The organism is Vreelandella janggokensis, from assembly GCF_031451615.1.
GTDB lineage: Bacteria > Pseudomonadota > Gammaproteobacteria > Pseudomonadales > Halomonadaceae > Vreelandella > Vreelandella janggokensis.
This window is the reverse complement of the sequence record NZ_JARWAJ010000001.1, coordinates 1,312,291-1,338,523: the sequence shown is the minus strand read 5'-3', so window position 1 is coordinate 1,338,523 and position 26,233 is coordinate 1,312,291. Positions and strand designations below refer to the sequence as shown.

Genomic DNA, 26,233 nt, shown 5'->3' with positions numbered 1-26,233 from the left:
TCGGAGACCCAATGTCTGACCCTATTGAGACGTTACTCGAGAACAATCGCGCCTGGGCGAAGCGCATGTGCGACGAAGACCCTGATTACTTTAAACGACTCTCCGAGCAGCAAAATCCTGATTATCTCTGGATTGGCTGTTCCGACAGCCGGGTGCCCGCCAATCAGATCATTGCTTTGCCCCCTGGCGAGGTATTTGTCCATCGCAACGTCGCCAACCTGCTGCATCATACCGATATGAATGCACTTTCAGTGGTGCAATTTGCTGTGGATGTGCTCAAGGTCAGCCATATCATGGTGGTTGGGCATTACGGCTGCGGGGGAATCAAGGCAGCGGTAATGGGTGGCGAATGCGGCGTCGTCGACTATTGGCTACACTCGGTTCGCGAGCAATACAATCAACATCGTCGTTCGCTTGAACATCTCCCGCTTGACGAGCAAATTGACCGCATGTGTGAGCTGAATGTAAAAGCGCAAGTCAATAGCCTGTGTCGCACCAAGATCCTTCAACGTGCCTGGCAGCGTGGGCAGCAGATTTCGGTTCATGGTTGGGTCTATGGCTTGAGCGATGGACACGTAAAAGACCTCAATTGCACCATCAACGGCCTTGAACAAGTCGAAACGTTATACCGCATTGACCGTCTTCAGACCGATGATTGACTGCCTCTCGCCCGCGGGTTCTGCGCGGGCGACAGTAACATCCAGCAGGTTATCCGATAGGACAGCTGACACCCGTACCCTTGATGCCACAATAGCCATTGGGGTTTTTGTATAGATATTGCTGATGATACGCCTCAGCATAATAAAAAACGTCCAATGGCTTGATTTCAGTGGTGATATCGCCTTTTCCAGCGGCGTGAAGCGCCTCCTGGAATACCTTGGCACTTTCCTCGGCTGCCTGATGCTGCGCCGTTGTCGTCGTGTAAATCGCTGAGCGATACTGAGAGCCAACATCATTACCCTGGCGGTTTTTTTGGGTAGGGTCGTGCTGCTCCCAGAAAACATTCAGCAATGTTGCCAGTGAGACCTGGCTCGGGTCGTAAATAATTCGTACGGCCTCGGTATGGCCGGTACGCCCCGTGCAGGTTTCTTCATAAGTCGGGTTGGGTGTTTGCCCCCCGGCATAACCTGCCGCCGTCACATAGACCCCCGGCAAATCCCAGAAAAGACGCTCCACGCCCCAGAAACAGCCCATGCCCACAACCAGTTCCTCAGTCTCTGAAGGAAAAGGCGGGTGCAGAGGGTGGCCGTTAACGGCATGGTGATCACTGGTCGCAATGGGTGTCTCGCGACCCGGCAGAGCGAGCTCCGCCTGGCGAGTGGCATTATGGGTGTCAAATATAGACATGCTGCTTACCTCATTGCTGATCGAAAATAGTTGGGTTACCAGAACGACTGAAGGTGTAGATCAGATCGACTGCCTGATTGGCCCCGGAAACCGCCTGTACATAAAGGTTGCGCCACAAAGTGTAGCGTAACGTTAGTTCTGCAATGGGTGAAAAAATTCCCACACCGTAGCTTATCCGGATATCGTCAGTCAGTTGTCCACTCAATGCCACCTGGCTATCTTCACCGGAACCTGCCGTATCCAGCGTCAAATCGTCGATGCCAAAGGCCTCGCCAATAGAGCCAACCGCCCCGCCCGTGCGACCCAACGACATGCCAATCAGCGCGGTTGTTAAAGCGCTGTCGACACCACCGCCTGAAGCCTCCGGGGCTCGCCCTCTCAACACGTAGGAAAGCGCACGGCTCTCATTCATGGGGGGCTCGGAAAAAATGGCAATATTAGGCTGTTCAGCATTACCCGTTACACGAAGGCCGGCAATGACATCGTCTTGGGTCACATCCGGGTTGCGTATGGCCTCAAAGTCGAGAATGGGCAGCCCAGGTGGGCCACTGAACAGCAGTTGGCCGCGGCGAATGAGCAGGTCCTGGCCAAATGCCTGGAAGCGTCCGTCGATCAGGTTGACCTCGCCAAATAGCTGTAGCGAACCGCTATCCTGACGAACTTCTAATGTACCTCCCAGCCGAGATTCCAGCCCATAAGCTGAAATCATCATGTCGCGACCTAACGTCAGGGTAATTAACACATCCAGCTCCATGCCATCACTGGCCAGCTCATCCGCGGCACTGGGGCCGTCTTCTCCACGTTCTGCCTGGCGGCGTGCCTCCTCGGCCGCCTGCCTATCCTGGCGCTCGGTAATAATCACTTCATCGGGGCTGGGTGAGATGGCAGACGACGGCAGGTCTCCCACTTCTAGCCGTGCCCATGGCAAGTCAACATTGCCGCGGACTTGCAGTCGCTCGGGAGTGACCCGGATACGAATATCCGGGGCGGCTTCCAATCGCCCAAACTGCGGTAATACCACCAGTATGGGTGATTGGGTTGCGTTGAGGTCTACGCCCACTCGCCAGTCATCATCCGCTGGCCAGTTGGCATTCCCGTCAATATCAAGCTGGCCTCGCTCGGCTGCCAGGAACCCATCAATCGTCCCTTCTTCGCCCTCGAACGTTATGTTCACCTCGCCATCTTGTACATCGACAGGAATATCGGGGCCATTTACCTGGATGCCAAGCAGCGCAAGCTCGCCCTGCAAGTCCGGCTGAGTGGTGGTGCCAGAAATATCGATGCGGCCATTCAAATCCCCCGCAAGCTGCTCAAGGGATACCACCATGGGCCGATACGGAGCCAGTGATACGCCATTGGCTTCAAGCGAGCCGGACAGCTCCCCCGCGCCGAGTGGGTCCAAGACCGATAGCGCAAGTTCGATATCCCCCGCCTCTTCAAGCGATAGCAGCACCCTGCCATCCGCCTCGGCCTGTGTGGCGGATACCTGAGTATCCAACGAGATACGCGGCAGCTCAACGGGCTGGCCATAATCATTAACCGCCGTGACTGCCAGTTCGCCTAGCACCTCGACATCGGCTTGCCAACGCTGGCCTCCCTGGCTCCATTGGGCGGCCAGGTCCGCGGTTGTATCACCATCGACCTGCCATGCTTCGGGTAACCAGGGTTCCAGCGCTTCGATAGGAATATCACGCACGCTAAGCGCCGCTTGCCCCTGGTCAGGCGATGCGACCGTCGGTTGGTCAGCGCATACCCGGCCACCCTGCTCGCGAACCAGGCAAAACGGCGTCAAACGAGCCTCACTGCTGGCGAGATTGAAAACGATCTCAAGCGGATCTTCCAGTCGAATATCGCCTGCCTCGGTGTCAATTTCCAGCGGTGTCAGACGCGCCTGGTAGCGCTGAGCAGCCTGGTCGAACTGACCACTGAGGCTGATCAAGGCGCGTTCCAAGGCGCCGTTCGGCTGACCATCCACATTGATCTCCAGTTGATGCGATGACAGGCGTCCATCCAGCGTTAGATTCGCTGCAGCCAGCGACTGACCACCGGCAACCAGATTCTCGAGTGCCAATGAAACATCCAGTTGTGGATCTTCCAGCCCTTCCACATTAGCGTTCAGGCGCAACTGTTCAATGCGGTTTTGGGCAAACCGCAGCACGTCGCCGTTGAGCGTCGCTTGAAGCTGGGGTTGCTCCAGGCTACCCCGAGCTTCAATGTCGCCGCGGATCGTACCAGCAAGATCAGGGGAAAGCGTTTGCAGCTCGCGCAGATCAATATCGGCGTCCACGGCAAGCGCGTCAGGCTGAACCGAACCGCTCGCCGACAAGCGATTCTCACCCTGACGAAAGCGCAAACGCTCAATGTTGGCCTGCAAGTCACTGTTGGCATCAAAGGCAGCATCAAGCTGCAGTGGGTAGTCACGCAGGTCACCGCTCAAGCTTAAATTCGGCACATCAACCAACCAACGTGTGTCCTGCTGATGAACGGTGAAAGCGAGTTCGCCGTCGATATCGCCTTCTAACTGGTCAATAAACAAGGCGGGATCAAATTGCTCGAGCCCAACCCGGGCATTAACCGTCAGCGGCGACGTCCAGTCGACACGGCCTTCGCTTGTCAGTTGACTATCGCCTGCGACGAGCGTCAATGGCTGCCAGATGAAATGTGCCGTATCGCCTTTTCCGTTCACCGTGATGTCGGTTTCGGGCAATCCAGGGCCCTGAGCCTTCAAACCCAGCTGTAGTTGATAAGCGTCGAGGTTACCGCTGGCCTCCAGGTCCATATCATTGATGACAAACCCCTCACTTGAAGAGGTTTCTTGAGGATTTTCGTCAATCGCCGCATTGGCCGGCAGCGGCCATGTCAGCTCATTACTTTGCAGGTGCGCCTTAAAGGGGAGCACCGGGTCCAGGGCATTCACCTGGCCTTCCAATGACGCGTTAATGGCCCCTTCCGCGTCAAACTGTGCCGTCAAATCGCTTAGATTTCCCGACAGATCCAGTGTGAATGCCTGACCCTTCAGTGCCGGTAACGGTTCCTCCAGAAACAGTGTGGTTTCAGCCCGTAATTCCAGCGGATAGTCGTCACGCAGTGCAACATTACCCGCCAGGTTAAACGTTGCATCGGCAGACGACACCGCGAAGTGTTCGATTACAATGTCATTACCCTGGGCTCCAACCCCGAGACTTAATCGTTCGACGAGATAGCTGAAGCGACCCGCCACCTCGATATCATTAACCGTCAGCGTAGCGAGGTGAATATCGACAGGCAGACGAACCTCGGGCAATTCGATGGGAGAGCGATCTGAGGCTACGGACTCAGTGGTCGCGCCAGTCGTTTCTGCAGGTGGATTTTGTAACGCGATCGAGGCATCAATAGCCGCAGCGGTTAACCCTATTTCACCCTCTGCTGGCGCCAGGCGTGCCCCCACTGACGGCGGCAAATAAAGCCGTGGGTTTTCCCAGTGCGTCGGGGCAATATCAACCTGTCCGGCGCTAGCACTTAACGAGGTGCGAAAAGAGGTCCAAGCGAACCGGGTCCCATCAGGTAGTTGCAGGGAGACATCATCCAGCACCAGTTCCCTGAGCTCGACGGGAAAGGGAAAACGGAATGGAGACGTGCCCTCTGAACCTGCCGCCTCTGCGGGGGCTTCTTCATCACCGCCGCCGCCAGACAGGCGAATATCAACGCCTTCCAGGCGTAGCGTATCCAGGCACAGCTTGCCGGACAGGACACAGTCATCCGCCCATGCAAGCTCAAGCTCGTCAATCCGAACCTCTGCGCCTGGGGCGTCGAGCCGGAAACCGCTAAGCCGGAGCTCATCGAGTACACCGCCCACGTGTTCTTCGACGCTGAACCAGCCGCGATCCTGGCCCTGGGATAGCAATACGCCGGTTCCCCACGGTGACAGCGCGACCCCCAACAATAGCGCTATGGCGCCAAACAGCCATAGTGGGAATAGCAACACCAGCCGCAGCATACTCCAGCACAGTAACCACAGGCGGTAGCGACGTGATAACGCTCGGCGACCAGTCGCAGGCGTTTGCTTAGCTTGAGACACATCGCTCTCCTAGAATTCGGGTCCAATCGAAAAGTGCAAACGCCAGTTATCGTCGGCGTCGTCAAAAGGATGCGCCACGTCCAAGCGAATAGGGCCAACCGGGGACACCCACCTAACTCCTAAGCCCGCGCTTTTTTTCAGATCAGCGGGGCCCCAGTTGTCAAAGGCATCCCCGGCATCGATAAAGGCGGCTCCCCACCATGCACCGGTCACGCGGCGCTGGTACTCGAGGCTAGAGGTAAGTTTTTGCTGGCCACCACGCAGTTTGCCTTCATCGTTACGGGGTGAGAGTCCTTCGTAGGAATAACCGCGTACGCTGCGATCGCCGCCGACAAAGAACCGCAGGGACGGGGGAATCTTATCGAAATTTTGGGTCTCGATGGCCCCGACACTGACGCGTGCCAAAAAGCGGTTATCATCGCCGTAGGTGCGAATCCATTCGGTGTCACCCGTTAGGCGTAAAAACTGGGCGTCCGATCCCCAGACCGGATCAGAGTACTCCACCGAAAACTGCTGGCGGTCCCCCCACAGAGGAAAGCGCTGTGGCCTGGTGCGCGTACGTGACCATTGAATGCCGGGGTAGAATAACCACACTTGATCGGCCTCCCCCCCTTGGTTGAAATCCTCATAGGTCGTTCGAAAGTACAGCGACTGTACCCAGTCATTGTCGAACTCCCAGCGCCGAGCGATTTCAACGGTACCTTCCAGCGAGTCGGTATCGCTGTCATCGACGTTGCGGACACCGTATTGAAGGCGATAGCTATCACGCAGCGGGTCTTCGAGGGGAACGTCGTAGACGCCGGTAAAGCGCTGCTCAGGCGCTGACAGGTAGAGATCGTGATCCAGGCTATGGCCATAGCGGTTGATCCATGGCTGGTCCCAGCCGAACCGTAACCGTGCGCCTACGTCAGTGGCGAAGCCTATGCCTGTTTCAAACTGGTGCCGATTGGCAGGCTCTACACTGACATCGATGGGCAGGGCTGTGTCGTCGGATTGTTGCGTGCTCAACGCGCTGGCAAGTGCGGCACTGGTAATCCTTGGCCGCTCAGGCTGCGATTCGGTTGCCGATACCCACCATGGGTCACCACCACCAGGTGGGGCGAGTGTCAGTTCTTGGGCAGTTTCCAGGCGTGGCTTGACGGATACTGAGCTAAACCATCCGGTCTCGGCAAGACGTTGGTTAAAACGCGCAAGGGATTCAGCCAAATAAGGTTCATTCACTTGGTACGTGCGCATCTGCTGCAGACGTTCGGGTTGAATGTGGCTCCCAGTGATCATCGTCTTGCCAAACCGGTAACGCGGGCCACTGTCAAAATCCATATACAGCCGGGCACTTTGCAAGTAGGGGCGAACTTCCATTCGACGCTCAGTAAATCCCCAGTCGAAGTAGCCTCGTTCAATCGCCAAACCGGAAAACTCACCCCGCAGTCGATCCCAGGGCGCGTGGCGCAGGGTATCTCCCACTTTCAAGGGGAATCCCGCCAACGCCTCATTGAATGGCTCATCCTGAGCGGCGTCACCGAGTATGTTGATATCCAGTGTTTCGATGGTGACCTGGGGGCCTGGCTCAATGGTCAGGTGTGGATTACCCTCCGCTGGTAAGTCGATGGAAATATCGGGTTCATAATAACCGTAAACGCGCATCGCTTCCTGGGTGCGTTGGCGGATTTCACCCACCAGACGGCTTTCGGTGTACTCGTCTCCTTCGAGATTCTGCAGATAGGCGCGAATATTGCCCTCTACCTCATCTTCCACACCTTCAAGCGTCGCGCTCAGTGCCCATACGGCGGGTGCAGCCATCCCCAGCGGCAATGTTACCAAGTGTGCGATGACCGCTGCTGAAAGCCACTGCCGTTGTCTTCCCATACATTTTCCCTAACCTAATCATCGGCGTGCTGCCTTTCAGCAGGTCGTGTCAATTAACGCAACATTTCAAGTTGTGCACTGAATGCCAGTTGCGCTTGGCGAACCTGGCGTAAATCGTTTTCGAGTTCATCCAGTCGCTGTGACAATCGACTCTCTAGTGTTTCGTTGTCGCTCTTTGCACTCTCTAGCTCACTTAGCGATGCTTCAAAGCGTGACCATTTCTCTTGTCGCTCGGCGTCGCGGGCACTGAGGCGTTCGTCAATATCGTTCGCCAAAGCGGCCACTGACGTCTCCAACGCTTCCAACTCTTCGCGGCTTTGAGCCTCTACATGAGCGATTTCCTCGGTTAACGATCTACGCCCCGATGTCCCAGCTTCTTCCAACGCATCCAGCGACGTGTGTATGGCGGCAAGCTGGCTATCGCGAAGAGCCGCTCGCTCGCGCTGTTCCTCCAGTCGCTCAAGCAATGGATCAATGGTGTCACTGGCAACAGTGCTTTCATTTTCGGTAAGTACGTCGTAAAGCTCATTACGAGTATCCGTTAGCGCTATCGACAATTGTTCCTGCTCTTGGAACAAGGTACTCATCTGAGCTTGGACAAAGGTTAACGTATCTTGTACATCACTGTCACCCGAGTCTAGTCTAGCGTGCATGTTCGATACCTCACCACTGACCCGCTGCAACTCCTCCTGAAGCCGCTCGCGCTCGAGGTACAGACCAATCGCGGCCGCCACCAACAGGCCAATCAACAAAAACATGCACAGCCAAAGCGGCCATAGCGAAGGCCCCTTACGATGCTTGACATGCTGCGATGCAATACTCTGATCGGCATCCGGTACAATGCGCGAAGATGGGGCTCTATCGGACATGCAGTTTCCTCACAACGACGTTGGATCGGCGCGCCGACCTATTCCTCGATACTGTAACCCACAGCTGGCCACAAATTCAGGATCATAAATATTTCGGCCGTCCAGTATCAGCTTATCGCCAAGCTGTGAAGCCAAGTGTTTCCAGTCTGGATTCCAGTAGATTTTCCATTCTGTTACCAACATTAACGCATCGGCATCTTCACAGGCATCGTACGGGTTATCGACAAAGGTAACCAAATCATTCCTTGGGCCAACGGCCGCCATTAATGCAGGGGTGGCCGCAGGGTCGTGAAGCTTGACGTGAACCCCTTGCGCCCAGAGGGCGTTCAATAACGTCAGTACCGGCGCATGATCAATACGTGCTGTGCCTGGCTTAAAAGCGGCTCCCCAGATGGCAATCGTCTTCCCTTCAAGCGCGCCGCCGTAGTAGGACCATAGCTTTCTGAATAATGTCTCTTTCTTCTGTTCATTGATATCCAGCACGTGTTCAAGCAAGGCAGACTGTCGCCCGCTGGCGACCTGCACGTCGGCAAGCCTCATCAAATCCCGCGAGAAGCTTGGCCCGCCAAACCCACAGCCTGGATAAAGGTATTCATACCCGATACGTGAATCGGCCCCCATTCCCTGCCTTACATGCTCGACATCAACGCCCAGGGTATCTGCCAGCCCCGCAATTTCATTCATGTAGCTGATGCGCGTGGCCAACATGCCGTTAATGGCAAGCTTGGTTAACTCAGCGGCACGCGTGGGCATCACCTGAAAAGCATCACGGCGTCGATTGAAGGCTCTCAGTAACTCTCTTAGCTTTTGCTCGGCCAGTTGATCATCACAACCCAATAGCCAACGGCCAGGGCGTGTAAACGACGCCCAGGCTCGCCCTTCTTCCAGCGTATCTGGCAAGGCAACGCCCAGAGCGCACTCCCCTGTCAGGCGCTGTAACCGTTCGGTATCACCGACCGGGAAGGTCGAGTTATTGACCAGTATGCTATCGGTCTGCCATCTCAGCGCGGGGTGCTGCAGCAAAGCGGCTGCCGACTCGCGCTGTGATGGTGAGAGTGCTAACCACAGCACATCGACAGCCAGATGCGTTTCCGGCTGGGCAATAACCGTTAAAGCGCCACTCTCCAGAGCTTGCTGTATCTGCTCAACGAGTTGTGGTTCGCGGCGTAGCCAATCCTCGTTGAGGAGCGTCGACCACGGTGTATCTCCATGAGGAAGCCATGCCACCACATGGCCCACAGAGGACAAGGCCGCCGCCGCGGTTGCGGTGCTTAATTCACTACCGTACAGGAGCACCCGCATCGATTAGGCTCCCTGATGGTAGCGCGCGAGCAATGCTTTAAACTCATCACCCAAGTCAGGGTGCCTGCGTGCATAGGCCAGCGTTGCCTCCAGGTATCCCAGTGGTTGTCCGCAATCGTACGTCGTCCCTTGCATACGATAGGCCTGAACGCCCTGCTGCTCACGAAGCGTTTCAATGGCATCGGTGAGCTGAATTTCCCCACCGGCGCCGGGTGGCGTCTTGGCAAGAATAGGAAAAATCGCGGCGGGCAATGCATAGCGGCCGATGACCGCCAGATTCGAGGGAGCCTGGTCACGCGCCGGCTTCTCAACCATGCCAACCAGGTCGGCAGAGCTGGCGGGAGCCGGCACATCACCTGCGGGAGCAACAATGCCGTATTTTTCCACAAGCTCCCACTTGACTTCCTCGACCATCAGTTGAGCGGTGCCCTGCTGGTCGTAAGCCTCGAGCATTCCTTGCAGATCGCTGCGCGGGGTGTCGCTGTTGTCCACCAACACATCCGGCAATAGCACGGCAAAGGGTTCATCGTCGCCAATAACTGGCTGTGCGCAAAGTATGGCATGTCCCAGTCCCAAGGGCTCACCCTGGCGTATACTGATGATATTGACGTCATCAGGCACCATTTCCCTGAGCGAGGCCAACAGATCATGCTTCCCCTTTGCTTCCAGGCTCGCCTCTAATTCAGCATGGGTGTCGAAATGGTTTTCGATGGCGCCCTTATTACTGCTGGTGACAAACACGATATCGCGAATACCTGCGGCAATTGCCTCCTCGACCACGTATTGAATGACTGGCCGATCCACAATGGTGATCATTTCCTTGGGAATGGCTTTGGAAGCGGGCAGGCAGCGGGTACCGAATCCCGCAACAGGCAATACAGCCTTACGAATCATAAGAGGTCCTTTTCATGCGTTCCGGCTCAGGAGTGGTTAGAATGCCTATCATACTGAACGCGCGTTGGGTTTCCAGTTCGCCGTTACACTGCAAGTATCAGGCCACGGTCTTTCCCATGCTTGCTCAATGTTGATGGAGTCAAAACATGTCAGCGACACCAAAGGATAGCATTGCTCACCAATACCAAGGCAATGTTGATAACGCCGAAGTGGCGAAATTTGAAGCACTTGCCAGTCGCTGGTGGGACCCGCAGAGTGAATTTAAACCCCTGCACGATATAAATCCCTTACGACTCGACTTTATCGATGCCAGGGCAGGATTAGCGGGCAAGAAAGTGCTGGATGTTGGCTGCGGCGGCGGTATTTTAAGCGAAGCCATGGCCCGCCGTGGTGCAAAGGTGACCGGTATTGACCTGGGTGAAGCACCCTTGGGCGTTGCCCGCCTGCATGCTGAAGAGCAAGGCGTGACGATTGATTACCGCAACATCAGCGTGGAAGCACTGGCGGATGAACAGCCAGGCCAGTATGACGTCGTCACCTGCATGGAAATGTTGGAGCATGTTCCTGACCCGGCGTCGGTCGTGCATGCTTGTGCGGCCTTGGTGAGACAGGGTGGCTATGTGTTTTTCTCTACCCTTAACCGGACGCCGAAGTCCTACGCCTTTGCCATTCTCGGTGCCGAGTACGTGCTGAAGCTACTGCCTCGGGGAACGCACGACTATGCGAAATTCATCCGCCCCTCGGAAATGGCGAGTTGGAATCGGCATAGCGGTCTGGAAGTGCGCGAACAGATCGGGCTGACCTACAACCCCCTGACCCGACGCTATCGGTTGACCGAAAACGATGTCTCGGTCAATTACATGATGTATTGCCGTAAGGTGCAGGCATAATGCCTGTCTGCTCATCGCCCCGTGCCGTGCTGTTTGACCTTGACGGCACCCTGGTGGATACCGCGCCGGACTTAGCTGTCGCCACCAATGCATTGCGTCAACACCACGGTTTGACACCGCTACCGTTCGCCACGATTCGCACCCAGGTGTCAAATGGCGGTAACGCCTTGGTGAGCCTGGCGCTGGGCAGTGATCTTGGCGTTACTCATCAGGCAGAGGCTCGTCAGTTTCTGCTGGACGCCTATGAAGCCTCGGTTGCGGTTCACAGCCGGGTATTTTCACCTCTGGATCAATGGCTCGCTGAATGGCAATGCCAGGAACGCCCCTGGGGAATTGTCACTAACAAACCCCGTCGCTATACCACGCCGTTGCTCGAGGCCTTGTCGCTGACTCCGGGTGCCCTGCTTTGCGCGGATGATCTGACCGTCAAAAAACCCGATCCCGCTCCGCTGATCGAGGCCGCTCGGCGATTAGGTGTCAAACCACAGCATTGCTGGTATGTCGGCGATCATCTCAGAGATATGCAAGCCGCCAGAGCAGCCGGCATGACGGCGGTGGCGGTTGGCTACGGGTATATTGCGGAAGGCGATGATTATCGTCTGTGGCCAGCACACTGCTGGTATCAGCAGTGTGCTGAGCTGGTCGATGCGCTGCCTGATATCGCTTGAACAACCCTCAAAGGTCAAGTCTGCTTGGGTGGTTGGGCATCGATTTTCTGACCATGGGTGCCTGCGCTATCGGGCCCCATCAACCACAGGTACGTGGGCATAATGTCATCGGGGGTACGCAAGTTGGCGGGGTCTTCACCAGGATAAGCATTACGCCGCATTTGCGTCCGGGTAGCGCCTGGATTAAGGGTGTTAATGCGCAGGTGGGGCTCACTATCCAATTCGTCGGCCAGTACCTCCACGAACCCTTCGGTGGCAAATTTGGATACAGCGTAGGCCCCCCAGTAGGCACGGCCTTTGCGGCCGACACTGGAAGAGGTAAAGATGACCGAGGCATCGTGGGAGCGTTGCAACAACGGCAATAGCGCCTGGGTCATCCAGATGGGGCCATTGATATTGACCTGCATGACCTGCTCCCAGAGTGCGGCATCGTACTGCGCAAAAGGGGTAATACGACCCAGTAGACCGGCATTGTGCAGCAGACCGTCCAGACAGCCGAACTCTTTTTCGAGGGTGTCGGCCATGTCGTGAAAATCCTTGAGCGTGGCGCCCTCAAAATTGAGCGGAAAAATGGCCGGTTGAGGGCCTCCGTCCGCCTCGATTTCATCGTACACACGCTCTAACTTGGCAATGGTGCGGCCAAGCAGGATCACGGTCGCACCATGGCGGGCGTAACTTAGCGCCGCCGCACGCCCTATGCCGTCACCTGCGCCAGTGACCAACACGACACGGTCACGGAGCAAATCGGGCGCTGGCTGATAATCAATTTTACATGTCATCGCAGACCCTCCTGGCGGCTTTTGCCATCAACTGCCCTGGCGAAGAAAATCATCGGCCAGCCCCGCCGCACTGCTTTGTGGATAATCATCCTGCACTTTTTCGAGGAACGCACGACTTTCTTTCGCTTCGCCCTGCCGGGCCTTGACCAAGCCAAGCTTGTACAACGCATCCGGCACCTTGCTGCTACCATCATAGTTGTCAATCACGCGGGTGAACGCTTGCTCGGCGGCATCCAGTTCGCCTTCCGCTGCATACAGCTCACCCAGCCAGTAATGGCCGTTGGCGGTCAAGCTGGTATCGGGATAGGCTTCCACAAAGGCTTCAAAGGCGGCGATGGCTTCGTCGAAACGGCGCGCCTGTACATGTGCGAAGGCGTCCTGATACGTCTGCCGCGCATCCTCACTCACATCGCTTGGTGAGGGAGTATTGGCAACTTCCTCGGCGGCGTCAGGCTCCACCTCGGGTGTCGATTCATCGATTTGACTCTGCCCAATGCTCATCAGGCGGTCTTCAATATCAAGGTATTGCTGCTGTGATTGGCGGCGAAGTTGCTCCAATTGGTGACGCAGCTCTTCAATTTCACCACGCAGACGCTGAATTTCCTGCTGGTGCTCCTGCACCGTGTTGAATAAGACGAGGCTTCCATTGGAGCCTCCGCCCTGGGTCTGGGCTTGTTCATAAAACCCGCCGCCTGAACCTGAAAGGTCTTCGACAACGGGCTGTTGGGCAACACTGGCAAGGGGCAATACGGATAACGGGAGCACTAAGGCTCCCGCACCGCACAGCCTCTCAATGTAACGCTTGAGACTGTGATTCATGATGACTCCAAAATGACGAATCCTAATGCGTGTTGATTATCACGCGGGTCATCAATAATTGAACACAACGCGACGGTTTTGTGAATATGCAGCCTCGCTGCTACCACGTTCAGCCGGACGCTCTTCCCCATAGCTCACCACGCTCATTTGCGAGGATGAAACGCCTTGAATGTTCAGAAAGCGCTCGACGGCGTTGGCACGGCGTTCACCGAGGGCCATGTTGTATTCACGGGTACCGCGTTCATCGGTATGCCCGTGCAAGACGACGTTGACATCCGGGTTTGAACGCAGATAGCGCGCGTGGGCCATCACGACAGATTCGTATTCGCTTTTAATCGTGTCGCGATCGTAGTCAAAATAGATGGTTTTGACATCCGGAATACGCGAGTCGGCCTGTTGACTGCGATCAGCGCCTGATGTGGCGCTGCCATACTGACCGCTCGTTCCGGTGCCCGAGGTGCTGCTGGCGCTTCCATCACGGCCATCCTGGCTGCCGTATGAATCACCGTCTTGAGTGCCGCCGGTGCTTGAACAGCCTGCGATAACGGCGATAGAAAGCGCGACTGCCAATGAGCGAGCCAACGGTTTAAGTTGCATAATCAGACTCCTTGCCTGAAAACATGAATGGATTTCAGTTGTTTAAAAACGGTGACCATGCGGGGTCACGCACATCACCTTGGGCAGCGGGCAACCTGAATGACGAACGGCCATCGGCAGAAACGGCACTCAGCACCCCGTTGTTACCCTGTTGGGTAGCGAAGATTACCATGGTCCCGTTCGGTGCAACACTGGGTGATTCATCACTAGTGGAATCACTCAACGTGACCAGGCGACCACTGTCGATTTCCTGACGTGCGACTTGAAAACCACGGTCAGAACGGTGGATCAAAAACAGGTTTTCGCCATCCGGCGAGAAACGCGCCCGAGCGTTATAATTACCCGTGAAAGTCATACGCTCCGTTTCACCGCTACCGAGCGTATGCTGATAAATTTGCGGCCCACCGCTACGGTCGGACGTGAACACCAGACGGCGACCATCCGGCGACCATGCAGGTTCGGTATCGATACTGTTGCTATCCGTAACGCGAGTGAGCGAACGGTCGGCGATTTCCATGACATAAATATCGGGCTGACCGTCTTTTGACAAGGACATGGCCAACCGGCGGCCATTTGGCGACCAGGCGGGTGCACCGTTAATCCCCTCAAACGATGTAATCCGCGCACGATTACCGCTACTCACTTCCTGAATATAGATCTCCGGGCGTCCACTCTCGAAAGATACATAAGCAAGTTTGCCACCGTCCGGTGACCAGGCAGGGGACAAGATGGGCTGGTCGGACGTCAAAATCTGCTGGCTATTGCGCCCGTCTGCATCGGCTACGTACAGGCCATAGTCGGTGTTATCGCCAACCCCTTGCGCGGTGACATACGCAATTCGCGTCGAGAAAGCACCGCGAATGTCAGTAATCTCCTCAAAAATCTGGTCGCTGATATAGTGCGCGGCACCACGCAGATCATTTTCACTGGCCGTCACGGTTTCGCTCATCATGCGCCGCTGGCCGCTGATATCCATCAGATCATATTGGATTCGATAGCCAGTGTCTGTCCGTTCGGTTCTGCCAACGACCAGATAACGAACATCCAATGACCGCCAGGTGCTGTATTGAACATCCTCTGCCTCGTTGGGTTGCTCAAACATCGAACCGCGATCCAGGGGATCAAAAAAACCGCTGCGATCAAGATTGTCATGAATGATTTGTGCCACGTCTTCGGGCATACCCTCTGGACCCTCGAACGGCACCACGCCTATGGGTAGCGCCTGATCACTGCCGCGGGTAATTTCGATGGTTAAATTGGCGCTAGCAACTGTGCTCATTGCCAGCAACAGACAGAATAGCCATACCTTGCTTATGGTGTGCATCAGCGAACATCCCCCGGGGTAAATCGCAGATTGAATTGACGTAAATTGCGCTGCTGTCCAGCCGGCAGCTCACGCAGCTCAACGAACGGTGCTGCATGTTCGATTGCCTGCATCGCCGATCGATCAAAGTTGCCATCGCCGCTTGACGATACCACCGACGTGGTCAGCACTTCGCCTGACGGCCCTAACCTGACTTCAAGCGTAGCACTCATCGAGTCGCTTGCGTCTGACGGAATTATCCATGCCTGCTCGACGGCGCGCTTAACAATCGTCAGGAAGCTATTGGCGGCTTGCTCGGCTTGTTGTGCTGCAGCAGCGGCCTGGGCTTCACCTTCCAACTGTCGCTGCATTGCGGCTTCTGCCTCTTCCTGAAGGCGCTGTTCTTCGGCTTCGCGTTGACGCTGGGCCTCGGCTTCTGCCTCTTCCTGACGGCGTTGCTCTTCCGCTTCGCGTTGACGCTCGGCCTCGGCTTCTGCCTCTTCCTGGCGGCGTTGCTCTTCGGCTTCCCGCTGACGCTGGGCCTCGGCTTCTGCCTCTTCCTGGCGGCGCTGTTCTTCGGCTTCCCGCTGGCGCTGGGCCTCGGCTTCTGCCTCTTCCTGGCGGCGCTGCTCTTCGGCGGCCTCCTGACGGCGTTGCTCTTCAGCTTCCCGCTGACGCTCGGCCTCGGCTTCTGCCGCTTCCTGGCGGCGCTGCTCTTCAGCTTCCCTTTCACGTTCGGCTTCAGCTTCAGCTGCCTCCTGGAGGCGTTGGGCTTGCGCTTCTGCTTCTGCCCTGGCAGCTTCCAGGGCTTCTTCGGCAGCAGCAGCTTCAGCCGCTTCCTGTGCAGCCTGTTCGGCAGCGGCCTGCTCTTCGGCGGCTGATGTATCGGGTTCTTCTATTGTCTCCTCAGCTTCCTCAGCCCCCTCCATGGCAGCTGACTCATCATTGGCCTGCTGGGCCAGGTTCGTGAACGCCTCTGTGCTGATCAGGGTTGCCTGTACAATAGAAGAGGAATCTGGCTCGGCGTCACTATCTGGCCATTCAACCAACGAGAACAACACGATCAGCAGGTGCACGGCAATCGCAAACACCGCTGGCCAAAGGTAGCCAATATCTTGAGGATCACGAGGTTTTTTTACAGCCATGCCCTGTGCGTCCTTACTCATTCTGTGGTGGCTCAGAAATGAGCCCCACATTGGCCACGCCCGAGCGCTGCAGATTACTCATCAACACGACCACTTCACCATAAGCCACATTCTGGTCGCCACGAACCATCACCGGCGTGTCAGGCTGCTGCTCTATAATAGCGCTAACCCGGCGAGTGATATCATCAGCAGAGACCTGGGTCGAATCGTCTCCGAGGCTAAGGTAGTACTGTCCTTCGCGATCGATGGAAATAATGATCGGGTCGTTGTCTTCCTGACTTTCTATTGGCTCTGAACTGACCTGGGGCAATTCAACGTCCACTCCCTGATTCAACATCGGAGCGGTAATCATGAAAATGACCAGCAACACCAGCATGACATCGATAAAGGGGACAACGTTGATTTCACCCATAGGCTTACGCTGTCCGCCGCGTTTAAACGGTCCTTGCATGGGGCAACTCCCTTAGCTTGACGCGCTGTCGCGCCCTTGCAGATTGCGGTGCAAGATAGCGTGGAACTCTTCAGCGAAATCCTCGTACTTGCCCAACAAGCGACTGGCGTTGTTGGAAAGCCGGTTGTAGAAAATCACGGCAGGTATCGCGGCGAAAAGGCCCATTGCCGTGGCAATCAATGCCTCTGCGATCCAGGGGGCGACCGTTGCCAATGTGGCTTGCTGGGTCATGGAGAGCGATTGGAAGGACCCCATGATGCCCCACACAGTGCCAAACAGGCCTATATAGGGGCTGGCAGAAGCCACTGTCGCGAGAAAGACAAGATGCTGGGTCAGGCGGTCTTCCTCACGTGACCATGCGACGCGCATGCTGCGCTGAACACCTTCCAGAACCGTTGTGGTATTACGGGTCTTGGGCATCAGGCGATTGAATTCACGAAAGCCTGCCTGAAAGATATGTTCAGCCCCGTGGCGGGGATCGTCAGCAGGGATTTCACGGTAAAGCTCATTCAAATCAACGCCTGACCAGAACGTTTCTTCAAACTGGGTATATTCTTTTTGCGCACGGCGCAGGGCGATGCCGCGTTGAAAAATCACCACCCATGAAAGAATGGACCCCACTGTTAATAGCAACATGACCAGCTGAACAACGACGCTGGCATTCATAATCAGGTGTGGAATAGACATGGCATTATCGTTCACAAGTGCCCTCATCAATCATCAGTAATGTGGTGTTAGGTGCCCGCATCGTGCGTTACATAAGCGATTTGAGCGCAGACGGCCATGCCATAGGGCGCAGATCCTGCGCACTCAAGCACGCTATCTCGACCGTGGCGGCGCAAAGACGTTCATTTTCCCGCCATACGTGCTGCTCAAATGTCATCCGGCAGCGGCCAACACTGACGACATCGGCACTTACGTCAAGCGCATCGTCTAGTCGCGCAGGCTTGGTGTAATGACAGGACAAGCGATATACCACTAGCTGAGTGCCTGCGTCCAGCAACGTTTGCTGGTCGATCCCCAGGGATCTCAGCCATTCACTGCGGGCACGTTCCATAAACTTCAGGTAGTTAACGTAGTAGACAATCCCCCCCGCGTCTGTATCTTCCATGTAAACGCGGACCGGGTAACGCGGCGACTGGTTCATGGACGCTGCTCTCCCTGGGCCTCGATGGACGCCTCATGGGGAACACGCTCAAAATGCAACCAGGCCTGCCGCGTGACGACGCGCCCGCGAGGCGTGCGCATCATCAGTCCCTGCTGGATCAAATATGGCTCGATGACGTCTTCAATGGTATCGCGTTCCTCACCGATGGCGGCTGACAGTGAATCGACACCTACTGGCCCGCCGTCGAATTTATCGATCATTGCCAATAACAGCCTGCGATCCATATGGTCCAACCCATGGTGGTCCACATTAAGCATGTTTAGCGCCGCGTCTGCCAGACTTGCATCTACGGTGCCATCGCCCTTCATTTCGGCATAGTCGCGGACTCGGCGAAGCAAGCGGTTGGCAATTCGGGGGGTGCCCCTTGAGCGACGGGCAATTTCAACGGCACCGTCATGATGAGTTTCAACGCCAAGCAGCTTGGCTGAACGGGTCACGATCTCTGTCAACTCGGTCAGGTTATAAAATTCCAGCCGTTGAACGATGCCAAAACGATCACGCAACGGCGAGGTGAGGAGCCCTGCTCGGGTGGTGGCGCCCACCAACGTAAAGCGCGGTAAATCCAGCTTGATCGAGCGTGCAGCAGGCCCCTCACCAATCATGATATCGAGCTGAAAATCTTCCATCGCCGGATACAGCACTTCCTCGACAACGGGCGATAAGCGATGGATTTCATCGATAAACAGGACGTCCCCAGGCTCCAGGTTGGTGAGCATTGCCGCCAGGTCACCGGCCCTTTCAAGCACCGGGCCCGACGTCGACTTGAGCCCCACGCCCATTTCCGTGGCAATAATGTTGGCCAAGGTGGTCTTGCCCAAGCCTGGTGGGCCGAACACCAATGTATGGTCAAGGCTATCTTCACGCAGCCGGGCGGCCCCAATAAAAATTTCCAACTGCTCGCGAACGCGGGGTTGGCCAATATAGTCCTGGAGCCGTTTAGGGCGAATCGCATGGTCAATGCGACCTTCACCCTGCTCTGGCTCAGCGGCAATCAGTCGATCGTGCTCTAGCATAAGCGTTCATTTACGTCCTTGGTTGTACGCGTTCAGCCCTTCATGCGCTGGGTAAGTGCCGCCTTGATGAGGGCCTCGGTCGACTGAGAACCATCAAGGTCGGCCAGCATTTTCGTGGCCTCGGTCGGTTTGTAGCCAAGACTCACGAGCGCCGACTCGGCGTCCGCCAAGCTGTTTCGGTGATGAGTAGCCTGTCCATTGGCGGCTTCGAGAGGAAGCGTGGTATCGCGGCCATTTTCCCACTCAGGAAAGCGGTCACGCATTTCTATGATCAAGCGCTCGGCGGTTTTTTTACCCACGCCTGGAAGTTTGGTGAGCGCCTTGCTGTCATCATCGCGCACACAACGCATAAAGGCGTCTTCATCCATACCCGACAAGATGGCCAAAGCCAGTTTGGGCCCCACACCATTCACTTTGATCAGGGCGCGAAACAGGGCACGTTCATGCTCGCGACCAAATCCATATAGCAGATGGGCGTCGTCCCGTATCGTGAGATGAGTATATAAAAAAATGCCTTCACCCACCGGCGGCAGCGCTACCAGCGTTGTCATCGACGTTTCCAGCTCGTATCCCACGCCATGTACATCCACCACGATCCAAGGCGGCTGCTTCTCAATTAACTGGCCTTTAAGCCGTCCAATCATATCTATGCTCGCGCTAAGCCAAACCAGTCGCCACTATAAAGCCACTCTGTACAAGTGACCAGTGGTTGGCGGCTGATTATCAGAGTCGCCAGCGCCCGGAGGAACGGCGACGCCCACCTCCTTGCGTGGTTAGCGCCTTGGGTCCTTGGCTGGCGTAGGCATGGGTCAGTGCAATCGCGAGTGCATCAGCCGCATCCGCCTGCGGTGAAGCCGCCAGATGCAAGATAGCCGTTACCATATGTTGCACCTGCAACTTATCGGCGCCGCCCTGACCGGTTACCGCCTGCTTGATCTGCCGCGCGGCATACTCATCAACTGCCAGACCATGGTTGGCCATACAGACCAGCGCCACCCCTCTTGCCTGCCCCAGTTTGAGCGCTGAGTCGGGATTTTTTGCCATGAAAACGCGCTCAATGGCCACAGCATCTGGGCGGTGCAATCCGACCACCTCCCCTAGCCCTGCGTAGATTTGAGCCAAACGCTGCTCGAGCGGACCTTCAGCGGTACGAATGCAGCCGCTAGCAACATACCGGGGAACAAGCCCTACCAGCTCAATGACACCATAGCCGGTAATGCGCGAACCAGGGTCAATGCCCAGGATACGCAACGGATTGGATAAGGCAGGTGTCTGCATATAACAGCACTCAAGTCGTCCAAACAAAAACACCGACGCCTGGGCGCCGGTGCAAGGTGGTATATGAAGAGCGCTTATTCGGCCGTGGTATCCGCTTTGGCTTTCTGACGCAAACGGATATTAAGGTCTTTGAGCTGCTCTGAGCTGACTTCGCCCGGGGCGTCGGTCATCAAACAAGCGGCACTTTGGGTTTTCGGGAACGCGATCACTTCGCGGATGGTCTTGGCACCAGCCATCAGCATCACCAGGCGGTCCAGACCAAAGGCCAAACCACCGTGAGGCGGCGCACCGTACTGGAGGGCGTCCAGCAGGAAGCCGAACTTTTCCTGGGCTTCTGCCTGGCCAATTCCCAGGATGTCAAACACCGTACGCTGCATGGTTTGATCATGAATACGGATCGAGCCGCCGCCAAGCTCGGTACCATTCAGCACCATGTCGTAGGCGCGCGACAAGGCGTTCGCCGGGTCATCCTTGAGTGCTTCAGGCGAGCATGACGGGGCAGTAAAGGGATGATGCAGCGGGCTGAGGCGGCCGTTATCGTCCTCTTCGAACATCGGGAAGTCGACGACCCAGAGAGGAGCCCAGTCTTGGGTATACAGGTCGAGGTCTGCCCCCAGCTTGACGCGCAATGCGCCGATCGCTTCGTTGACGATACGCGTTTTGTCAGCACCGAAGAAAATAATGTCGCCATCTTTGGCGTCGACACGGTCGAGCAGATCCTCTACCACATTCTCCATGAACTTGACGATCGGCGACTGCAGCCCGTCAAGGCCTTTCGCGCGCTCGTTGACCTTGATCCAAGCAAGCCCCTTGGCGCCGTAGATACCGACAAATTTGGTGTATTCGTCGATTTCCTTGCGTGAAAGTGATGCACCGCCAGGAACCTTCAACGCTGCAACGCGGCCATCTGCCGCATTTGCCGGGCCGGAGAACACCTTGAAGTCAACCTGTTGCATCAAGTCATCGACATTGGTCAATTCAAGGGGAATACGCAAGTCGGGTTTGTCTGAGCCAAAGCGGTCCATGGCTTCCTGCCACGTCATGCGCGGAAACGCGGCCAGTTCGACATCGAGCACTTCCTGGAAGAGTTGACGAATCATGGACTCGGTAATGCCCATGATGTCGTTTTCTTCAACGAACGAGGCCTCGATGTCGATTTGGGTGAACTCGGGCTGGCGATCGGCACGCAGATCTTCGTCGCGGAAACACTTGGCAATCTGGTAGTAGCGGTCAAACCCCGCCACCATCAACAGCTGCTTGAAGAGCTGCGGCGACTGCGGCAGTGCAAAGAAGTTGCCCGCATGGGTACGGCTCGGCACCAGGTAATCGCGCGCCCCTTCGGGCGTCGCACGGGTCAAAACCGGGGTTTCGATATCCAGAAATCCCTGATTTTCGAGGAACGCGCGTACGGTGTGTGAAATACGCGAGCGCAGCCGTAGCTTGTCGATCATATCGGGGCGGCGCAAATCGATATAGCGGTGCTTGAGGCGGACCTCTTCACCGACTTTGCCATGCTCGTCGAGCTGGAAAGGCGGCGTCACCGCGGTATTAAGCACTTCGACGTCTTTTGCCAGTACTTCAATCATCCCGGTGGGCATATTGGGATTCTGCGTACCTTCGGGGCGCAGACGAACCCGCCCGGTAATGCGCAGAACGAACTCATTGCGAGCACGGTCGGCATTGGCAAACGCGTCGGCGGTATCTGGGTCCACGACGAACTGAGCGACGCCATCGCGATCACGCATATCGAGAAAGATAACCCCACCATGGTCACGGCGGCGATGCACCCACCCGCATACGGTGACCGTCTGGTCTACCAATGTTTCGTTTAGCTGGCCGCAATAATGACTGCGCATGTTTCATCCTGTTGTGTTTCGTGGCAAAAGGTAATTGTAGGACCTTGGTCGGTCTGACGACGTCGGCTAGGCCGCCGTGTCTTTTTTCTTGGCCGCCGGACTGGCGCTATTCTGACCACCTGTCTCGGGCGTTGCGCTTTTGGCATCAGCAGCTAAATTCTTTTTACTGCCGGTTTTAAAATCAGTTTCATACCAGCCGCCGCCCGCCAAGCGGAAACCGGCAGCGGATACCAGCCGCGACAAGCTGGCGCTTTCGCACGCAGGGCAATCCGTTAACGGATCGGCGCTGATTTTTTGCAATTTATCCATGCGATGGCCGCAGGCCTTGCACTCATATTCATAGATGGGCATGTTGATGACTCCAGATAAAGCTCAACTCCGACAAAACAGCAACATGAATGCTGCCAAGCTGCAATATGCGGCCCGTCGGGATAAATTCCAAGGCGATGATTATTCACGCCAGCTTATTATACCCTTTTGTGCCCCCTGCCGAGCAAGGCTAGACGCCACCGGCAGACAGTGGAGGTCAGAAAATGCCAAATGCAGTCATATTGGATGCCGAGAGTCTTGGTCCGCAAATCGATCTAACCGCTATCCGTCAGTCGGTATCGCACCTTGAGGTGTTCGGTCAAAGCACGTCTCAACAGGCTCGTGAGCGCCTGGCCAATGCCGATATCGCCATTGTCAATAAAGTTGTCCTGGATGCGGAGACACTCAATCAGTTGCCCTCGCTGAAATTGATCTGTGTGCTGGCTACCGGGCTTAACAATATCGATCTGGAAACTGCCAATGCCAGAGGGATAGCCGTTAAGAACGTTGCCGCTTATGGCACCGCCAGTGTGTCGCAGCACACCTTGATGCTGATGCTGACGTTGGCAAACAGACTGCCGCTTTATCAACGGGATGTTGCCGCGGGCGCCTGGCAAAACAGCGACTTTTTCTGCCTGCAGCATTATCCGACGATGCAGTTATCGGACAAGCACCTGGTGATGGTAGGCCAGGGCGAACTTGGTTCGGAAGTAGCACGTCTGGCTGAAGCACTGGGGATGCGCGTCACCTTTGCAGCCCGCCCGGGGAATGAAGCGAACGACGCCCGTCCGTCACTCGACGACCTGCTGCCAGAAGCCGACGTTATCAGCCTTCACTGCCCGCTAAATGACGCCACCCATCACCTGATCAATGCAGGACGCCTGGCCAGGGCCAAACCTTCGTTATTGCTGATTAACTGTTCCCGTGGAGGCGTTATCGACGAACATGCCGCGCTCTCGGCACTCAGGGATGGGCATATAGGCGGGCTTGCCGTCGACGTGCTACCCAATGAGCCGCCACGCGAAGGACACCCACTGCTAGCCGCGCTGGATGAACCACTCAACCTGGTTGTCACGCCCCATAATGCCTGGATTACGCCAGAGGCCAGGCAAAACATTGTCAGCCTGACCTCTGAGAACATCCAGCAGTGGCAGGCAAACCGCTAATAAGTCGCAAAATGATCCGGGGCGTGGCACTGATCCAGCACGTTAAATTCGACATGGGTCACCTGCGCCCCGTCAGGGCCTTTCCATAACCACTCGCTGACGGTTTTTACATCCTCTGGACCGCCGCAAAGCAATACTTCAACACGACCGTCAGGCAAGTTTTTCGCATAGCCGGTTAAACGATACTGCAGCGCCTGATGTTGGGTAGAGCGCCGAAACAAAACGCCTTGCACTTTTCCCGTCACCCAAGCACGTACACAACAATCTGCCATTGTCGTCTCCTGTTTTAGCCGTCGTCATTTTCCTGATATTTGATAACAACAGCGCTATTGCGTGGCACCAACGGTCGACCTCTGCGCAAAAGAAGTGAGCGGGTAAAGGCGGCGCCAAAGAGCAAAATGAGGGATGAATAATAAACCCACAGCAGCACCATCACCACAGAACCAGCCGCACCGTAAGTGGAAGCCGTTGCCGTATAAGCAAGATAGACAGCGATGACACTCCGGCCAATGGTAAATAATACGGCGGTTACCAAAGCACCTATCAAAACATCCTGCCAACTTAATACCACATCGGGCAAGACCTTGAAAATAGTGGCGAAAAGCAAAGCAACAACCAATAGCGAAACCAGCGATTCGGCCACTTGGCTCAGCAGGCCTACATAAGGTAGCAGGTTATCTGCCGCACCGAGCGCACCCCGGATGGCCACACCCAACACTAACGAGACCAGCAATATAAACCCGATCGACAGCACAACCGTTAACGAGAGTATACGATTTTTAATGAACACCAGCGCCCCGTTGGCAGTCGGCTTGGCGGTGACGCCCCAGATCGTATTGAGCGAGAACTGCATCTGAGCAAACACCGTTGTGGCACCCACGACAAGTGCGCCCACGCCGAGTATCGTCGGCATTATCCCCGCTTCCTGAATGCGCGATTGAGCGACGGCTTGTTCCACTACCGCTGCGGCATCACTGCCGATCGTGCCTTGCAGTTGTGCCACGATCTGACCCTGCGCCGCCTCCTCACCCAGCACAAGGCCAATGACGGTGACCGCAATAATAATGGTGGGGGCCAGTGAAAAGAGGGTGTAAAACGCCAAGGAGCCTGCATAGCTGAAGGCGTTGCGCTTCAACCATAATGACGCCGAGTCCCTGAGCACGTTGCCCCAAAAATATGCGCTGCGTTTGAGCATGAAAACTCCCTAATCAATTGATACAGGGCCAACTCTCCATGGCCTATTATAATTAGCATACCCAATCATACCGTTGGCTGCAGAGCTAGATTGCGCCGCCTCGCCAAGCCCACCATAATGCGGGGCCATGATTGACAGACAAAGGACAGCCTCGCATGCCAACTGATGCCTCACACCCGAGCCAGGCGTATGACTTTGACTGCCTCGTCTTTATTGGCCGTTTTCAGCCCCCTCACCTGGGACATCTGGCGGTTATTCGTGAAGCACTGAAACAAGCTCGTCAGGTCATCGTGTTGGTCGGCTCCTCCTGGCAGGCGCGCTCGCTGCGGAATCCATGGCGTTTTGAAGAACGGCAGATGATGTTGCGCTCAGGTTTTGACGAGGAGGATAACCAGCGACTGGAAATCACACCGCTACTGGATGCGCTTTACAACAACGACGTCTGGGTTCGCGATGTTCAGCGTAAAGTAAGGGACTTGACCGCGCCGGCAAATGCCAGACTGCCACGGATCGGTCTTATAGGGGCTAGCCGGGGACAATCCAGCTACTACCTATCACTATTCCCGCAATGGGAGTCGGTGAGTGTCCCGTTGGTCGAAGGTATTTCAGCAAGCCAGATCCGTGAACGTCTGTTTCGCTCGCCTGGGTCCACCGACGACTACCTCAGTACAGGTGCCTACCACGACCTACCCCCTGGCGTGGTTGATCGTGTGGCGCTTTTTTGCCGGGGAAGCGACTACGAACAACTGCTGGAGGAGCAGCAACTGCTGGACCAGTATCGTAAAGCCTGGCAACAAGCGCCCTACCCTCCCATTTTTGTTACCGTCAATGCCGTGGTGGTCCAGTCAGGCCATGTGCTACTGGTACGCCGTACTGCAGCACCGGGTAAGGGGCTGTTCGCATTACCAGGTGGCTTTATCAATCCCCATGAACGATTGCTTGACGCCTGCCTGCGGGAATTGCGTGAGCGTATTCGTCTGAAAGTACCTGAGCCGGTTTTGAAGGGCTCATTGAGAGGCCAGCGCCTGTTTGATGAACCTCACCGCAGTTGGCGTGGCCGAACGCTGGCTGAAGCCTTCTACTTTGCCTTGCGCCCCGACCAGCAGTTGCCGCAATTGAAACCCGTCAAGGGCGGTGACCATGCCCGCTGGGTCGCCCTTGCCGACCTTCAGCCCGATAGCCTGTTTGAAGACCATTTTTTTATCATTCAAAATTTTCTTGGCCTGCCTGCCGACTTTACGAGCGAGTCAGCGCACTAATT

Annotated in this window: 26 protein-coding genes; 5 read left to right on the top strand and 21 right to left on the bottom strand. The window is 56.1% G+C overall.

Annotated elements, in window-relative coordinates; all coding sequences use genetic code 11:
* Nucleotides 1-11: 11 nt before the first annotated feature.
* Nucleotides 12-659 carry a carbonate dehydratase gene (gene can, locus QC816_RS06110; RefSeq protein WP_085918558.1) on the top strand — a complete coding sequence of 216 codons (648 nt, stop codon included), beginning with the start codon at nt 12-14 and terminating at the stop codon, nt 657-659.
* A gap of 49 nt (nt 660-708) precedes the next feature.
* On the opposite strand, the gene msrA is transcribed toward can, so the two are convergent.
* Genes msrA through galU form a run of 6 tightly spaced genes read right to left on the bottom strand, consistent with a single transcriptional unit; the run spans nt 709 to nt 10,335 of the window.
* Nucleotides 709-1,347 carry a peptide-methionine (S)-S-oxide reductase MsrA gene (gene msrA, locus QC816_RS06105; RefSeq protein ID WP_199285317.1) on the bottom strand — a complete coding sequence of 213 codons (639 nt, stop codon included), beginning with the start codon at nt 1,345-1,347 and terminating at the stop codon, nt 709-711.
* Between the two features lie 10 nt (nt 1,348-1,357).
* The gene (gene tamB, locus QC816_RS06100) at nt 1,358-5,404 is read right to left on the bottom strand and encodes an autotransporter assembly complex protein TamB (RefSeq protein ID WP_309781381.1); all 4,047 of its coding nucleotides are present in this window, start codon (nt 5,402-5,404) and stop codon (nt 1,358-1,360) included.
* Nucleotides 5,405-5,413: 9 nt separating this feature from the next.
* Nucleotides 5,414-7,270, bottom strand: coding sequence for an autotransporter assembly complex protein TamA (tamA, locus tag QC816_RS06095; RefSeq protein ID WP_309781380.1), 1,857 nt, complete (start codon nt 7,268-7,270; stop codon nt 5,414-5,416).
* A gap of 53 nt (nt 7,271-7,323) precedes the next feature.
* Nucleotides 7,324-8,139, bottom strand: coding sequence for a coiled-coil domain-containing protein (locus tag QC816_RS06090; protein WP_309781379.1), 816 nt, complete (start codon nt 8,137-8,139; stop codon nt 7,324-7,326).
* A gap of 9 nt (nt 8,140-8,148) precedes the next feature.
* A complete protein-coding gene (locus QC816_RS06085) occupies nt 8,149-9,441 on the bottom strand; it encodes a nucleotide sugar dehydrogenase (protein WP_085918553.1) in 1,293 nt (430 codons plus the stop codon).
* A gap of 3 nt (nt 9,442-9,444) precedes the next feature.
* On the bottom strand, nt 9,445-10,335 hold the full coding sequence (galU, locus tag QC816_RS06080; protein WP_085918552.1) for a UTP--glucose-1-phosphate uridylyltransferase GalU: 891 nt from the start codon (nt 10,333-10,335) through the stop codon (nt 9,445-9,447).
* A gap of 146 nt (nt 10,336-10,481) precedes the next feature.
* On the opposite strand from galU, the gene ubiG reads away from it, so the two are divergent.
* Together ubiG and QC816_RS06070 are read left to right on the top strand one after the other, a co-directional pair.
* Nucleotides 10,482-11,225, top strand: coding sequence for a bifunctional 2-polyprenyl-6-hydroxyphenol methylase/3-demethylubiquinol 3-O-methyltransferase UbiG (ubiG, locus tag QC816_RS06075; RefSeq protein ID WP_085918551.1), 744 nt, complete (start codon nt 10,482-10,484; stop codon nt 11,223-11,225).
* Complete coding sequence (locus QC816_RS06070) at nt 11,225-11,893, top strand: HAD-IA family hydrolase (RefSeq protein WP_264823114.1); 669 nt, start codon at nt 11,225-11,227, stop codon at nt 11,891-11,893. Before ubiG ends, QC816_RS06070 begins: the two co-directional genes overlap by 1 nt.
* Before the next feature lie 14 nt (nt 11,894-11,907).
* Here QC816_RS06070 and QC816_RS06065 read toward each other — a convergent pair whose 3' ends face one another.
* The 13 genes from QC816_RS06065 to QC816_RS06005 all read right to left on the bottom strand — a co-directional run bounded on the left by QC816_RS06065 (nt 11,908) and on the right by QC816_RS06005 (nt 22,653).
* Nucleotides 11,908-12,672 carry a YciK family oxidoreductase gene (locus QC816_RS06065; RefSeq protein ID WP_085918549.1) on the bottom strand — a complete coding sequence of 255 codons (765 nt, stop codon included), beginning with the start codon at nt 12,670-12,672 and terminating at the stop codon, nt 11,908-11,910.
* 27 nt (nt 12,673-12,699) lie between these two features.
* Nucleotides 12,700-13,491: a tol-pal system protein YbgF gene (gene ybgF, locus QC816_RS06060; protein WP_309781378.1), complete on the bottom strand. Its 792-nt coding sequence runs from the start codon at nt 13,489-13,491 to the stop codon at nt 12,700-12,702.
* Between the two features lie 51 nt (nt 13,492-13,542).
* The gene (gene pal / locus QC816_RS06055; protein ID WP_085918547.1) at nt 13,543-14,088 is read right to left on the bottom strand and encodes a peptidoglycan-associated lipoprotein Pal; all 546 of its coding nucleotides are present in this window, start codon (nt 14,086-14,088) and stop codon (nt 13,543-13,545) included.
* A gap of 34 nt (nt 14,089-14,122) precedes the next feature.
* A complete protein-coding gene (gene tolB, locus QC816_RS06050) occupies nt 14,123-15,412 on the bottom strand; it encodes a Tol-Pal system beta propeller repeat protein TolB (RefSeq protein ID WP_085918546.1) in 1,290 nt (429 codons plus the stop codon).
* Nucleotides 15,412-16,536, bottom strand: a complete 1,125-nt coding sequence (gene tolA, locus QC816_RS06045) for a cell envelope integrity protein TolA (protein WP_309781377.1) — start codon at nt 16,534-16,536, stop codon at nt 15,412-15,414. The genes tolB and tolA overlap by 1 nt, the downstream gene beginning before the upstream one ends.
* A gap of 13 nt (nt 16,537-16,549) precedes the next feature.
* Complete coding sequence (gene tolR / locus QC816_RS06040; protein ID WP_085918544.1) at nt 16,550-16,987, bottom strand: protein TolR; 438 nt, start codon at nt 16,985-16,987, stop codon at nt 16,550-16,552.
* Between the two features lie 12 nt (nt 16,988-16,999).
* Entirely contained in the window at nt 17,000-17,674 is a 675-nt protein-coding gene (gene tolQ / locus QC816_RS06035; protein WP_233337408.1) for a protein TolQ, read from the bottom strand.
* 67 nt (nt 17,675-17,741) lie between these two features.
* Nucleotides 17,742-18,134: a tol-pal system-associated acyl-CoA thioesterase gene (ybgC, locus tag QC816_RS06030; RefSeq protein ID WP_199285323.1), complete on the bottom strand. Its 393-nt coding sequence runs from the start codon at nt 18,132-18,134 to the stop codon at nt 17,742-17,744.
* Nucleotides 18,131-19,168, bottom strand: coding sequence for a Holliday junction branch migration DNA helicase RuvB (gene ruvB / locus QC816_RS06025; RefSeq protein WP_066320533.1), 1,038 nt, complete (start codon nt 19,166-19,168; stop codon nt 18,131-18,133). Before ruvB ends, ybgC begins: the two co-directional genes overlap by 4 nt.
* Nucleotides 19,169-19,200: 32 nt before the next feature.
* Entirely contained in the window at nt 19,201-19,812 is a 612-nt protein-coding gene (gene ruvA, locus QC816_RS06020) for a Holliday junction branch migration protein RuvA (protein ID WP_085918540.1), read from the bottom strand.
* Between the two features lie 79 nt (nt 19,813-19,891).
* Entirely contained in the window at nt 19,892-20,446 is a 555-nt protein-coding gene (gene ruvC, locus QC816_RS06015) for a crossover junction endodeoxyribonuclease RuvC (RefSeq protein ID WP_085918539.1), read from the bottom strand.
* Between the two features lie 74 nt (nt 20,447-20,520).
* Nucleotides 20,521-22,302, bottom strand: a complete 1,782-nt coding sequence (gene aspS, locus QC816_RS06010) for an aspartate--tRNA ligase (RefSeq protein ID WP_309781370.1) — start codon at nt 22,300-22,302, stop codon at nt 20,521-20,523.
* A 66-nt stretch (nt 22,303-22,368) separates the two neighbouring features.
* Nucleotides 22,369-22,653: an FmdB family zinc ribbon protein gene (locus QC816_RS06005; RefSeq protein WP_085918537.1), complete on the bottom strand. Its 285-nt coding sequence runs from the start codon at nt 22,651-22,653 to the stop codon at nt 22,369-22,371.
* A gap of 182 nt (nt 22,654-22,835) precedes the next feature.
* Here QC816_RS06005 and QC816_RS06000 point away from each other — a divergent pair, with 182 nt between their 5' ends.
* The gene (locus QC816_RS06000) at nt 22,836-23,777 is read left to right on the top strand and encodes a D-2-hydroxyacid dehydrogenase (RefSeq protein WP_309781369.1); all 942 of its coding nucleotides are present in this window, start codon (nt 22,836-22,838) and stop codon (nt 23,775-23,777) included.
* On the opposite strand, the gene yccX is transcribed toward QC816_RS06000, so the two are convergent.
* Both yccX and QC816_RS05990 read right to left on the bottom strand, forming a co-directional pair.
* Nucleotides 23,774-24,049: an acylphosphatase gene (gene yccX, locus QC816_RS05995; protein ID WP_085918535.1), complete on the bottom strand. Its 276-nt coding sequence runs from the start codon at nt 24,047-24,049 to the stop codon at nt 23,774-23,776. The genes QC816_RS06000 and yccX overlap by 4 nt on opposite strands.
* Before the next feature lie 14 nt (nt 24,050-24,063).
* Complete coding sequence (locus tag QC816_RS05990) at nt 24,064-24,972, bottom strand: YihY/virulence factor BrkB family protein (protein WP_309781367.1); 909 nt, start codon at nt 24,970-24,972, stop codon at nt 24,064-24,066.
* A 155-nt stretch (nt 24,973-25,127) separates the two neighbouring features.
* On the opposite strand from QC816_RS05990, the gene QC816_RS05985 reads away from it, so the two are divergent.
* Complete coding sequence (locus QC816_RS05985) at nt 25,128-26,231, top strand: bifunctional nicotinamide-nucleotide adenylyltransferase/Nudix hydroxylase (protein WP_085918533.1); 1,104 nt, start codon at nt 25,128-25,130, stop codon at nt 26,229-26,231.
* Nucleotides 26,232-26,233: the final 2 nt, after the last annotated feature.